This window comes from Buttiauxella sp., assembly GCF_035271705.1.
Lineage (GTDB): Bacteria > Pseudomonadota > Gammaproteobacteria > Enterobacterales > Enterobacteriaceae > Buttiauxella.
Genome location: NZ_DATERI010000186.1, coordinates 1 through 12,359, shown reverse-complemented (window position 1 = coordinate 12,359; position 12,359 = coordinate 1). Strand labels below are relative to the sequence as shown.

Genomic DNA, 12,359 nt, shown 5'->3' with positions numbered 1-12,359 from the left:
ACGACCTCCCATGTAACTGCAAAGTGGTTCAGGCTCAGCCTGATACTTCAATTGCGCTGATTTTGGCAGGTCATACTGTTTGTCAATATCGGATTGTTGGTAATTTGGGGTCGGAATAATCCTGGTTTGTGAAAATATGTCAGAGATCACATATTCCTAACTTAGGTGAAATTTTCGCAACCTTATGCTGTTTGGCCCGCATTAACGTGCGGTTTATCGCCGTCGGCTATGTCACAATAAGTCTTCTTTTTTGGTCTGACGGGTTGCACCATGTCTGCAAAAACATTGTCTTTAAAAATGCGCCGTGACTGGCACTATTACGCCGTAGCAATTGGCATGATCTTTATTTTGAATGGTGTGATTGGCTTGCTGGGATTTAAAACGGAAGGCTGGCAGAACTATGCGGTCGGTCTGGTGACGTGGGTGATTTGTTTCTGGTTGGCTGGATTCATCATTCGCCGCCGTCCGGAACCCGAAGAACCGGCGGCGGCAAAAGAGTAGGGCTTAAACCGTAATGGAACTTTTCAGCGCGCTATCTTGCTGGTGGCGCTCAAGAGCCAGTTCAATCAAACGAGTAATGAGCGTTTGATAATCTAAGCCGCTAGCTTGCCAGAGTTTTGGATACATGCTGATATTTGTAAAACCTGGCAGCGTATTGATCTCATTGATAATAACTTCATTATCCTCGGTCAGGAACACATCCACCCGCGCCATCCCGCGGCACTCCAGTGTCTGATAAGCTCGTACCGCAATTTCACGGATTTTATCGTTAATATCTGCCGCGATCGCTGCAGGCACCACAACTTGTGCGCCTTTATCATCGATATATTTAGTGTCGTAAGAGTAGAAATCACTGTTGACGACCACTTCACCGCAGGTGCTGGCTTGCGGTTCATCGTTACCCAACACGGCACATTCAATCTCGCGGCCTTTAATACCTGTTTCCACTACGACTTTACTATCAAACTCAAAGGCTAATGCTACAGCCGTTTCGTATTGCTCAGCGGAATTGACTTTACTGACGCCGACAGATGAACCTTGGTTCGCAGGTTTAATAAACAGCGGCAAGCCGAGTTTGGCTTCCATTTCGGCAAAGCTAAATTTGTTACTATTGGCACGGGTCAGCGTAATAAACGGAGCAACGTTCAGCCCGGCATCACGCAACAGACGTTTGGCCACGTCTTTATCCATACTCACGGCGGAACCCAACACACCGGAACCGACAAACGGTAAGTTAGCCATACGCAACATCCCTTGCAGGGATCCATCTTCTCCTAGCGTTCCATGAACGATCGGGAAAATGACATCTACTGGGGTTAAAAACTGCGCGGAGGAGGATTCAATTAGCTGGTTCTTTGTTTGACCTGGCACTACGGCAACATTTGTTCCTGAGCGATTCAGGGCGATCAATGCCGGGTTTTCTGCGTTTAACAGATAGTTGGACGCATCATTGATGTGCCACTGGCCTTGTTTATCAATGCCCAGCAACACCACTTCAAACTTTGATTTATCAATGGCGTCGACTATATTTTTCGCCGACTGCAGCGACACTTCGTGTTCTGCTGACTTGCCACCAAACACGATACCCACCCGCAGTTTTGCCATGCCTGAACCCATCCTTAAACTGTACAAAGGCGGACAACATACCACGCTCATTACGAGGATTCATGTGCTTCCTGCAGCTTAAAATGGTGCAACTTCTATAATGATTATTCCGTAATCAATATTGGGAGATGGGATGGCAAAAGGAGCGAAGATTGTGATTGGCCTCATCCTCACAGCAGCTGTTGCATTCTGGCTTTTTGAGCGTCTACCCGCGCAATACAACCCGTTTGCCCCGCTTTCCATTGACGACCCGCCGACGCTTGTGACCCGCTATAAACTGCGCCAGATGGTAAACCATCCCCAAGCCTGCCTTGCATTACTACAGCAGGCGCAAGCGCGTGGGCAATTAACTTTTCGCAAGTCTCCTGACACCCGCGGTAATTGCCCACTGACTCATGTTGTGCGGGTGCAGAGTTTTGGCCGCGTGGGGTTGAGCAACAGCTTTTTGGCTAGTTGCCCGCTGGCACTCAGTAGCACGATGTTTGTCCATCAACGTGCCGTGCCCCTGGCGCAAAGCATGTATGGAAGCGAGCTGACTCATATCACCCATTTGGGCAGTTTTGCCTGCCGTAATATATACCATCGTGAAGGGGCGCGGCGCAGCGAACATGCCACCGCAGATGCACTAGACATCAGTGGCTTTAGTTTTGCCAATAAGCAACAAGTTAGCATTCTGAAAGGCTGGCAAACGAATGGAAAGGGGCGTGATTACTTGTATGCGGTGTTCGACAACAGTTGCCAATTTTTTGGTAACTCGTTGGGGCCGGAATATAACGCGGCACATGCTGATCACTTTCATCTCGGGATGCGCGGCTACGGCATATGTCGATAAATTAGATTTATATGATACTGTTCACAGTATTCCGCTTCTTTATTTCACTTATAAAGCGTGCACGGTATGGAATCCTGGAAGGTCAATATTATCTCGGTATGGTTCGGGTGTTTTTTTACCGGGCTGGCCATCAGCCAAATTCTGCCGTTTTTGCCACTCTATGTTGAACAGCTCGGCGTTACGTCCCATCAAGCATTGTCCATGTGGTCCGGGTTAACCTTCAGCGTGACGTTTCTGGTTTCTGCCATTGTCTCGCCAATGTGGGGTAGCCTTGCCGATAGCAAAGGCCGGAAATTAATGCTGCTGCGAGCATCGCTTGGTATGGCAGTCGCCATTTTATTACAGGCGTTTGCAACTAACGTTTGGCAGCTTTTTATTCTACGCGCCATAATGGGGCTCACTTCCGGATATATTCCCAATGCGATGGCGTTAGTGGCCGCTCAAGTCCCCAGAGAACGCAGCGGCTGGGCATTAAGCACACTTTCAACGGCACAAATCAGCGGTGTGATTGTTGGCCCACTTCTGGGGGGATACATGGCTGATACCCTCGGATTGCGGATGGTTTTTTACGTCACGGCAGCGTTATTAATGGTCAGTTTTTTAGTGACACTCTTCCTGATTAAGGAAGGCGCAAGGCCTAAGATAAGTAAAGCCGACCGTTTATCTGGCAAAGCGGTGTTTGCTTCACTTCCTTACCCTAAACTAATGATAAGTTTGTTTGTCACCACCATGGTCATTCAGCTTTGTAATGGTTCGGTGGGGCCAATACTCGCGCTTTTTATCAAACAACTTTCTCCAGAAAATAACAATATCGCGTTTATCAGTGGTTTTATCGCGGCAGTTCCTGGTATTTCGGCACTTATTTCAGCCCCAAGTTTAGGCAAGCTGGGGGACAGAATTGGCACCCCCCGGGTATTAATGGCGACGTTGATTATTTCGGTAATATTATTTTTTGCTATGTCATGGGTGACCTCACCTATGCAATTAGCCGTATTACGTTTTTTACTGGGTTTTGCTGATGGAGCGATGTTACCGGCGGTTCAAACATTGCTTGTGAAGTATTCAAGTGACCAGGTGACCGGACGGGTTTTTGGATATAACCAATCGTTTATGTATCTGGGGAATGTCGTTGGCCCTTTAATCGGTGCTGGTGTATCAGCAATGGTGGGATATCGTTGGGTGTTTATTGCTACGGCGCTAGTCGTCTTGCTCAATGTGTGGCAGTTGGCCGTGATGCTAAGGCATAAAAAACGGCAAGAAGCCTCGCGAAATCAGATGTTGCCATAGTTTTTAATATGTCTGCTATGTATTGTTCCTTTTTATGGGGTGAAAACCAAAAGTAATTACATTAGTTATTAAGTGTGTTGTTAATTTGAGAGCTGAAATAACCACATGATGATATTTTCAAGTAAATATTCTTAAGATATTTTTGCGATCCAGCACAGATTCTTTAAATCATATGAAAATAGTCGCTTCCACCTCTAGGCAACATGAAACCAGAATGATAACTTCATGCTTCAAATCCTTTGGGACAATTGCGATGAGAAACCTCACTTTTGAGTTACTGACCAGGCTTGCCAAAAAAGAAGAAGAATCAAAAGAGTTAGTGGCACAGACACAAGCCCTGGAAATAGTCGTTACCGCAATTTTCCACAGAATGGAACGCAGTGAGCAGCAGGCCATAAAGAGCAGGGTTGAAGACGCGTTATCGAATGTCAGACCCAGTGATACCATCACACTTCATGACACTGAACTGTTGAGGCAATATTTAACGAAGTTCCTGAGTTCCCCGTGTATTTAATTTCGGTATTTCTTTTTGTCTACCCAGGTTTATAATAATACCCTTAATAGTTAATAAGGGTAATTAATGTAGTAATATATCCATCTTTCTATCTTAGCCAATCTTTTTTTATTCCTCTATATTCCTCGGAAGCGGTTTTCAATAAAGAGCGAAACGACGGGATATCCCCGTCTGGTCGTTCGCCTTTTCGCCCACTATAGTCCAAAGTTAAAACACCAGATTAGAAAAGAGGGTGCCATGAAAACCGTATTAATAATGGCTTTATTGGCAGGTGTTGCTGGTTCACCTGTATCGGAAGGCAACACGATAACACCGCAACAACAGCGTATGACTACGTGTAATCAACAAGCCACCGCACAAACCATAAAAGGGGATGAACGCAAAACCTATATGAATAACTGCTTGAAAAATAGTGAGTCACTCCCTGCTGATAAAAGTCTGACTCCGCAACAGCAGAAGATGAAAGTGTGTAATGCTCAAGCCGACAAACAAATATTATCTAACGATGCGCGTAAAACTTTTATCAGTAATTGCATGAAATAACAGCCCAAGTAAGTAAAAAGGGTGAGTCGTTCCGTTGACTCACCCTAAAAATCATACTTTCCCCCAAGGTAAGCTTTCTATAATTACGGCAAATGTTTCAGAATATTCCTAAACATCATGAATAATGATCATAACTCTGGTAGATGGCTTCCTGGGGGTTTTATGGATAGCTCGACATACCTCGATGATGACCGACATCGCTCGGGGCAACGATTTGCCCGTCGCCTTTATATTCCGAGAATTGTTGGGTTAGGAACAGGTTTTTTCTGTGTCACCTCGGTACTGGTTATGCAGCCGGTGTCGGGGTGGTGGTGGTTGCTCCTGGTTGCCTATAGTTTTATCTGGCCGCATTTCGCATGGAAAACGGCCGATCATTCTCCTGATCCTGCTCAGGCAGAAATCCGTAATTTAATGATTGATTCTTTTATGGCGGGTGTATGGATTGGGGTGATGGGAATAAATGTGCTTCCGTCAGCTTTAATCCTGGCAATGATGTGTATGAACAATGTCGGTTGTGGTGGGCTGAAATTGTTCCTCAAAGGCTTAGGTTTGATAGGACTGAGTTGCTCGCTGACGCTGGGCATTTTTCAGATACCCCTTAACCTAGAAACCATGCCATCTCAGGTATGGATTTGCTTACCGTTTTTGTTGATTTACCCCACTTATTTTGGGCTGGTTAGTTACCGAACCGCGCTGAAACTTTCAGAGCATAAAAAACGGTTAATGCACATGAGCACGCGTGATGGCATGACGGGGGTATATAACCGCCGCCACTGGGAAGATCTGCTGCATGGTGAATTTGATAACTGCCAACGTTACCAGCGAAGTGCAACCTTACTATTGATTGATATCGACCACTTTAAATCGATTAATGATTCATTCGGTCATGATGTTGGGGATGAAGCTATTCTGGCAATTACCGAACATTTGCAGCTCACACTGCGTATTACGGATGTAGTGGGGCGCTTTGGCGGTGATGAATTTGGTGTGATTATGTCCGGCACATCGCAAGAAAGTGCGATACAAGCAATGGCTCGTGTACGAGATTATCTGGATGAGTTCCATTTACCCCATGCACCGCATATCTCGCTGAGTATCAGCGTTGGTGTGGCGGAGTTTGATCACAACATGGCGAGCTACCGCGAATGGCTGAAATCGACGGATGTGGCGTTGTATAAAGCTAAAAATTTGGGGCGTAGCCGTACTGAAGTGGCTGATATTGCGGCTTAAAACCCTCTTCCGCAAACAGAAGAGGGGCACAAAATTATGATTTACCTAAGTGTTCGGATTTTGCCATACATTTCACCACGGCTTCTATTACTGCGGATCTAAAGCCTTTTTCTTCCAGAACCTTCACCGCTTCAATAGTCGTACCGCCTGGCGAGCACACCATATCTTTTAGCTCACCTGGATGTTTGCCGGTTTCCAGTACCATTTTGGCTGACCCCATGACTGCTTGCGCCGCAAATTGATACGCCTGTTTGCGCGGCATGCCGCCCAGTACCGCGGCATCAGCCATGGCTTCGATAAACATGAACACATAAGCCGGTGCTGAACCACTCACCCCCACGACGGGATGGATCATGCTCTCAGTGACGACTTCAGCAAGCCCAAAGCTGCGGAAAATGTTCACTGCATCAGCAATATCTTCGGATGTGACCAGCGCGTTTGGCGTAATGGACGTCATACCTGCATTCACTAACGCTGGGGTGTTTGGCATTGCGCGAATGATTTTGCGATCATGACCCAGTGCTTTAGCCAGAGAATCCAACGTAACGCCCGCAGCAATAGAAATCACTACCGAGTCTTTATTCAGACTGGAATTGACTTCACTCAGTACTTTTAGCATGACATTAGGTTTCACAGCGCCGAAAACAATATCCGCAATTTGTGCCACTTCCTGAGCGCTTTCTGCCGCGTTAATACCATATTGCTCGTGCAACGCTTGCACTTTATCGGGTGAAGGCGTGTAGACCCAGATATTACCTGGAAGCACCTGTCCACTGGCTATCAGACCACCAAGGATGGCTTTTCCCATGTTGCCGCAACCAATAAAACCAATCTTCTTATCCATAGTCTCACTCCATCTTCTGATTTGTGCGATGAGCATAGCTTAACGTGCATTCAGATATTCGCGCTATGCCTAAACAAAACCGCCCTTCCTGCGTGTCCGTAAAAGATAAAGTTTGCGATTCTGGAAAAGCACGGCAAGATCTCCCCATTAACCCCGGTAATCAGGAATCGTTATGCAAATCTGGGTGGACGCTGATGCGTGTCCAAAAGTGATTAAAGAAGTGTTGTTTCGTGCCGCTGAACGTGCACAAATTATGGTGACACTGGTTGCCAACCAAGGGCTGAAAGTCCCGCCGTCGCGCTTTATCCGCACCTTACAAGTGGCAACGGGTTTTGATGTTGCAGACAATGAAATTGTGCACCGTTGTGAAAAAGGTGACTTAGTGGTAACCGCAGATATTCCTCTGGCTGCCGATGTGCTGGAAAAGGGAGCCATTGCCTTGAACCCCCGCGGAGAGATATACACGCCTGCCACCATCCGAGAACGCCTGACGATGCGCGATTTTATGGACACGTTAAGAGCCAGTGGTGTTCAAACTGGCGGGCCAGATAGCCTCAACCAGCGTGATCGCCAGTTGTTTGCTAATGAACTGGAAAAATGGTTACTCGTTGCCAATCGTTCAAAAAGCGCTTAAAACAATGAAATTCTATTCCGCGTACTAGCTTGCTGATATGATGATTTACGTAACGATAAACATTACAGATTTTCACCTATTCTGGCGGACTGCTGAGGATTAGCCACTGATGACTCAACCCATTTATTTAGTCGGCGCACGAGGTTGTGGCAAAACAACCGTGGGTGTTGCATTAGCGCAGGCATTGGGCTGTAACTTTGTTGATACCGACCATTACCTTTTAACCAGCACCAAAATGAGCGTCGCTGATATTGTGGCGCAAGAGGGCTGGGAAGGTTTTCGCCTTCGTGAATCCGGCGCGCTGCACAGTGTTACGGCTCCAGATACGGTTATCGCAACTGGCGGCGGCATGGTTTTGGCCGAAGGTAATCGTCAGTTTATGCGTGAGCATGGCGTGGTTATTTATTTGCGCGCACCTGCGCAAATCCTGGCATCACGTTTAGAGGCTTTCCCGGAAGAAGGTCAACGTCCAACGCTTACGGGCCGACCGATTACTGATGAAATCGTTGAGGTTCTTGCCGCGCGTGAAGCGCTGTACAACCAGGCGGCTCACCATGTCGTTGATGCCACTCGTCCGCCGGCGGAAATCGTTGAAGCGGTTCTGGCGGTACTGCATACGGCTCGGGCCAGCTGATTTTTTGTCTATACTTAACGCTCATTCATCTCCAAAGGAAGAGCGATGGCGAGCAATCCTCCATACCCCCGGGAAGCGCGTATAGTTGCCGTTGAAAAGGGTGCAACAGACCAAACTGTGACCTGGTATCAACTTCGTGCTGATCATCCCCATCCCGATACGCTGATCAGCGAGCACGAAACCGAACAAGAAGCGCTGGATGCTAAGCAGCGTTACGAAGATCCGCAAAAAACGTAAGATCCCGGCAAGGACGCCATAATTCCCCCTCTTCTTTTGAGTTAATTCACTGAGCTGGTGATTTATCACATCTTTCATTCAACTTAATTGTTGAACATTCATTATCTTAATACCGCATCAATAATGGTATTGACGTTTCGTTGAATATTTCGGCAGTTACTCTGCAATTATGCTGCTACGCTTTGTGGTTAATTATTGAACGACCTTCAGCAGAGTATCATTTGTTTGGATTGGTACCAGTGCAGCATTGAGGGGCTGATATGGATCAAGGGCGGAACGAACATGAAACAAACATTGGCGATTATTACCATCGGTGTCGTCCCGATCAGTGAAATACTGCCGCTACTGACAGAAAACATCTCTGAAGAGAGAATTAAACATCTTTGTCTACTGGGGGGACTTTCTCACGAAGAAGTGATGGTTGAATATGCCCCCACGCCAGGAAAGGAGCCTCTCCTGACGCTGTTATCTGGCAACGAGCTGGTATATGTCGATAAGCAAAAGGTGGAGTGTGCATTACAGAGTGTTATTGAAGTGCTGGATAATCAGGGCTTTGATGTCATTTTGCTGATGAGCACTCAACGCTTGTCTAATCTCTCGGTGCGTAATGGAATGTTGCTCGAACCGGAACGCATTATCCCGCCGCTGGTGGCCTCGATAGTCGATGGGCATCAGGTTGGTATCATTATTCCCGTTCCCGAAATGTTGAAGTTTCAGAATAAAAAATGGCAGCTATTGGAAAATGAACCTCTGTATGAATTGGCGAATCCTATTCATGGAACCGAGCAAGATTTAATAGAAGCAGGAAAGAAACTGATGGGAGAGGGTGCAGATGTGCTCGTTCTGGATTGTCTGGGTTTTCACCAAAAACACCGCGATTTGTTGCAAAAATCATTAGATATACCGGTATTATTATCGAACGTGTTGATTGCGCGGTTGGTGTCAGAATTGCTCGCATAACGATGAACAATAATTTACGTGACAGGCTCTTCCGTTCCCCTCTATATTGTTTTTTCAACTATTTTAAAAAGGGCCTGGTTATGCTTCAAAGTAATGAGTACTTTTCCGGTAAAGTGAAATCTATTGGGTTTACCAGCAGCAGCACTGGCCGCGCGAGTGTTGGGGTAATGGTTGAAGGTGAATACGCTTTCGGTACTGCCCAACCAGAAGAAATGACAGTGATTAGTGGTGCATTACACGTTTTACTGCCGGGTGAAACTGAGTGGAAAACCTATGTTGCGGGCACCGTGTTCCATGTTCCAGGACACAGTGAATTCCATTTACAAGTTGCCGAACCAACCTCTTATCTTTGCCGTTATTTGGCTGATAAATAATTTACCCTTAATCCTTCCAGTTGCAGGTGCGTTGACTGCATCCGTGCGCCCCGGTCACATAGTTTACTATGCTCACGGGGATTTACGGCTTGGTCGCCTTCCTGCAACTCGAATGATACTGGGTAAATATCTCTTCTTTCTTTCGAGCTTAAAAACTTTTAGCGTTGTGCTTCGCCACCTAACGCTTCAACCAGATTCTTAATCAACGCCGCCAATTCACCCGTCATCAGAATAAAATCGGCATCAAAACGCTGACCGAAATCTTCGCGGTCGATATCATCATTCTGCTCACGCAGCGTATCAGCAAACTTTAGACGCTTAATCGAACCATCGTCAGCAATCAAAAACTGAATACGTTCTTGCCAGTCGAGAGCCAGTTTCGTCACCACTTTGTCGGCTTCGATATGGGCGGCAATTTCGTCACACACCAGATCCTGCTGCTTACAGCGAATCACACCGCCGCCTTCAAGAATGGCTTTCAGCTCGGCTTCATCCATTAATGCTAAACCAGCAGGCACGTCACCTGAACGCACCCATTCGGTTAGCGTCAACTCAATCGGTGTTTCCAGGGCTAGCGGGACAACAGGCAGCGAACCAAGGCTTTTCCGCAACAAGGCCAACGTATCTTCGGCTTTCTTGGCGCTAGCGCAATCCACCATGATCAAACCATTTACGGTATCGATCCACATCATCGTTTGATTGAAACGGCTGAAAGCGCGTGGCAGCAAAGAGTGCAGCACTTCATCTTTCAGAGAATCTTTCTCGGTTTTTTTCAGCTTGCGAGCTTGATCGGCTTCAAGCTTGCTGATCTTCGCTTCCAGTTCTTGTTTAATCACTGGAGCCGGGAGGATTTTTTCTTCTTTACGGGCGCAAATCACAATTTGCCCGTTGGCAACATGGGTTAATGCATCGCTGTGCGAGCCCATTGGCGACACCCAGCCGGTCTTGGCCATGTCCTGGCTACCGCATGGGGTGAACGTAAATGCGGCCAACTGTTTTTCCATCTCATCGGCTGAAAGCGTGATGTCACGGCTTAAACGGTAAACCATTAAATTTTTGAACCACAGCATGATTTTTTCCCGGACTGTCAGTTAAACGCAGCGGGCATGATAACGAATCAGGCGCTCTGTTTCATTGCCTTTACGGGGTCACACTTCTATTCTATTGATAATGCTAATTAAATGAGGGGATTGCTGTGCGCATTGGTATCGACTTAGGTGGAACAAAAACAGAAGTGATCGCTCTGGCGAACGATGGCAAACAACTTTTTCGTCATCGCCTGCCGACGCCGAAAAATGATTATCAGCAAACCATCGGTACCATCGTTGAGTTGGTGCGCCTGGCTGAAGAGGCTACTGGTGAGAAGGGGACCGTCGGTATAGGTATTCCTGGTTCGATTTCACCGTATACCCGTGTGGTGAAAAATGCGAACTCAACCTGGCTCAACGGACAGCCGTTCGATAAAGACCTGTGCGATGCGCTGCAGCGTGAAGTACGTTTTGCCAACGATGCCAACTGCCTGGCCGTTTCAGAAGCCATTGACGGTGCAGCAGCCGGGGCGACGATGGTCTTTGCAGTCATTATTGGTACGGGTTGTGGCGCGGGTGTTGCCATCAATGGTCGCAGCCTGATTGGCAGCAACGGGACGGCGGGCGAGTGGGGTCATAATCCATTACCGTGGATGGACGAAGACGAACTCCGTTTTCGTGAAGAAGTGCCTTGTTACTGCGGTAAACAAGGTTGTATTGAAACTTTTATTTCCGGTACCGGATTTGGTACTGACTACCATCGCCTGAGCGGGAAACCGCTGAAGGGCAATGAGATTATGCATTTAGTCGAGCAGCAAGACCCGGTTGCTGAACTGGCGATCGCCCGTTATGAAATGCGCCTCGCGAAATCGCTGGCCCACATCGTCAATATTCTGGATCCGGATGTCATCGTGCTGGGTGGCGGTATGAGCAACAACGAACGCTTGTATAAAACGGTGCCACAGCTGGTGAAACCGTGGGTGTTTGGAGGGGAATTTGAAACCCCAATCCGTAAAGCGGTACACGGTGATTCCAGCGGTGTGCGTGGTGCGGCGTGGTTGTGGCCGTTAGAGAACTAATCATCCTCTGATTTCCCTTCTTTCTGGATGCCTGAGCCAGTCAGTTGAGCAAATTGACTGGCTATCCTTTTTCTCCCCTTCTGTAGCTTTTCAGAGTTTTTATTCTGTGAAGTCTGTCACGGTCAGTGCATGAGCCATCTCTCCGGTCGGGTGCGTTAAATTCACGCCACCAATTCTTCTCTCCTGTGTATACACAAAACAAATTAAATAACTGATACATAAGCCATATATTTTTCATTTAAGTTATTTTTCGCCCTAAAATCAGAACTCCATCACAGTCCTGAACCCACAGCCAATTATGCTCCTGCTGACACCACGCCGGGTTTTCCGGCCACGTTTTTCACATCAGGGAGAGTGTTGTGTCATTAAAAGGACTGCGTTTCACACTGGAGGTGGAAGGGCTGGAGCCGCCGGACACCTTCGCGGTGGTGAGCTTTCGCCTGCTGCAGTACAACTCCGCTGCATTTGTCCTCGACGTCGATGTCGCCAGCCAGTCTTTCCGCCAGACGGCTGACCAGTTGCTGGAGAAAAACGTCACCCTGACGCTCTGGCAGGGGC

15 protein-coding genes and 1 pseudogene are annotated in these 12,359 nt (G+C 47.4%); 13 read left to right on the top strand and 3 right to left on the bottom strand.

Annotated elements, in window-relative coordinates:
- The first annotated feature begins 270 nt into the window (after positions 1-270).
- Positions 271-501 (top strand): DUF2754 family protein, encoded by a 231-nt coding sequence (locus VJY99_RS16920; RefSeq protein WP_324120546.1) that lies wholly within the window; start codon positions 271-273, stop codon positions 499-501.
- Positions 502-504: 3 nt separating this feature from the next.
- On the opposite strand, the gene ddlA is transcribed toward VJY99_RS16920, so the two are convergent.
- Entirely contained in the window at positions 505-1,605 is a 1,101-nt protein-coding gene (gene ddlA / locus VJY99_RS16915; RefSeq protein WP_324120544.1) for a D-alanine--D-alanine ligase, read from the bottom strand.
- Positions 1,606-1,738: 133 nt separating this feature from the next.
- On the opposite strand from ddlA, the gene VJY99_RS16910 reads away from it, so the two are divergent.
- The 5 genes from VJY99_RS16910 to adrA all read left to right on the top strand — a co-directional run bounded on the left by VJY99_RS16910 (position 1,739) and on the right by adrA (position 6,011).
- Positions 1,739-2,437: an extensin family protein gene (locus VJY99_RS16910; protein ID WP_324120542.1), complete on the top strand. Its 699-nt coding sequence runs from the start codon at positions 1,739-1,741 to the stop codon at positions 2,435-2,437.
- A 66-nt stretch (positions 2,438-2,503) separates the two neighbouring features.
- Entirely contained in the window at positions 2,504-3,724 is a 1,221-nt protein-coding gene (locus VJY99_RS16905) for a multidrug efflux MFS transporter (RefSeq protein ID WP_324120540.1), read from the top strand.
- A gap of 172 nt (positions 3,725-3,896) precedes the next feature.
- Complete coding sequence (gene iraP, locus VJY99_RS16900; RefSeq protein WP_414641607.1) at positions 3,897-4,238, top strand: anti-adapter protein IraP; 342 nt, start codon at positions 3,897-3,899, stop codon at positions 4,236-4,238.
- A gap of 237 nt (positions 4,239-4,475) precedes the next feature.
- On the top strand, positions 4,476-4,781 hold the full coding sequence (locus VJY99_RS16895) for a PsiF family protein (protein WP_324120536.1): 306 nt from the start codon (positions 4,476-4,478) through the stop codon (positions 4,779-4,781).
- A gap of 102 nt (positions 4,782-4,883) precedes the next feature.
- Positions 4,884-6,011: a diguanylate cyclase AdrA gene (adrA, locus tag VJY99_RS16890; protein ID WP_414641609.1), complete on the top strand. Its 1,128-nt coding sequence runs from the start codon at positions 4,884-4,886 to the stop codon at positions 6,009-6,011.
- Positions 6,012-6,045: 34 nt separating this feature from the next.
- Here adrA and proC read toward each other — a convergent pair whose 3' ends face one another.
- Positions 6,046-6,855, bottom strand: a complete 810-nt coding sequence (proC, locus tag VJY99_RS16885) for a pyrroline-5-carboxylate reductase (RefSeq protein ID WP_324120533.1) — start codon at positions 6,853-6,855, stop codon at positions 6,046-6,048.
- A gap of 172 nt (positions 6,856-7,027) precedes the next feature.
- Here proC and VJY99_RS16880 point away from each other — a divergent pair, with 172 nt between their 5' ends.
- The 5 genes from VJY99_RS16880 to ppnP all read left to right on the top strand — a co-directional run bounded on the left by VJY99_RS16880 (position 7,028) and on the right by ppnP (position 9,694).
- Positions 7,028-7,489 (top strand): YaiI/YqxD family protein, encoded by a 462-nt coding sequence (locus VJY99_RS16880; RefSeq protein ID WP_324120532.1) that lies wholly within the window; start codon positions 7,028-7,030, stop codon positions 7,487-7,489.
- A 109-nt stretch (positions 7,490-7,598) separates the two neighbouring features.
- On the top strand, positions 7,599-8,123 hold the full coding sequence (gene aroL, locus VJY99_RS16875) for a shikimate kinase AroL (protein WP_324120530.1): 525 nt from the start codon (positions 7,599-7,601) through the stop codon (positions 8,121-8,123).
- 45 nt (positions 8,124-8,168) lie between these two features.
- On the top strand, positions 8,169-8,360 hold the full coding sequence (locus VJY99_RS16870) for a YaiA family protein (RefSeq protein WP_324120528.1): 192 nt from the start codon (positions 8,169-8,171) through the stop codon (positions 8,358-8,360).
- A 282-nt stretch (positions 8,361-8,642) separates the two neighbouring features.
- A complete protein-coding gene (locus tag VJY99_RS16865; RefSeq protein ID WP_324120526.1) occupies positions 8,643-9,320 on the top strand; it encodes an AroM family protein in 678 nt (225 codons plus the stop codon).
- A gap of 80 nt (positions 9,321-9,400) precedes the next feature.
- Positions 9,401-9,694 (top strand): pyrimidine/purine nucleoside phosphorylase, encoded by a 294-nt coding sequence (gene ppnP, locus VJY99_RS16860; RefSeq protein WP_324120524.1) that lies wholly within the window; start codon positions 9,401-9,403, stop codon positions 9,692-9,694.
- Positions 9,695-9,852: 158 nt separating this feature from the next.
- Here ppnP and rdgC read toward each other — a convergent pair whose 3' ends face one another.
- A complete protein-coding gene (rdgC, locus tag VJY99_RS16855; RefSeq protein WP_324120522.1) occupies positions 9,853-10,764 on the bottom strand; it encodes a recombination-associated protein RdgC in 912 nt (303 codons plus the stop codon).
- A gap of 125 nt (positions 10,765-10,889) precedes the next feature.
- Here rdgC and mak point away from each other — a divergent pair, with 125 nt between their 5' ends.
- Both mak and VJY99_RS16845 read left to right on the top strand, forming a co-directional pair.
- On the top strand, positions 10,890-11,801 hold the full coding sequence (gene mak / locus VJY99_RS16850) for a fructokinase (RefSeq protein WP_324120519.1): 912 nt from the start codon (positions 10,890-10,892) through the stop codon (positions 11,799-11,801).
- 359 nt (positions 11,802-12,160) lie between these two features.
- Positions 12,161-12,359, top strand: a pseudogene (locus tag VJY99_RS16845) (type VI secretion system tip protein VgrG); the annotation flags it as partial.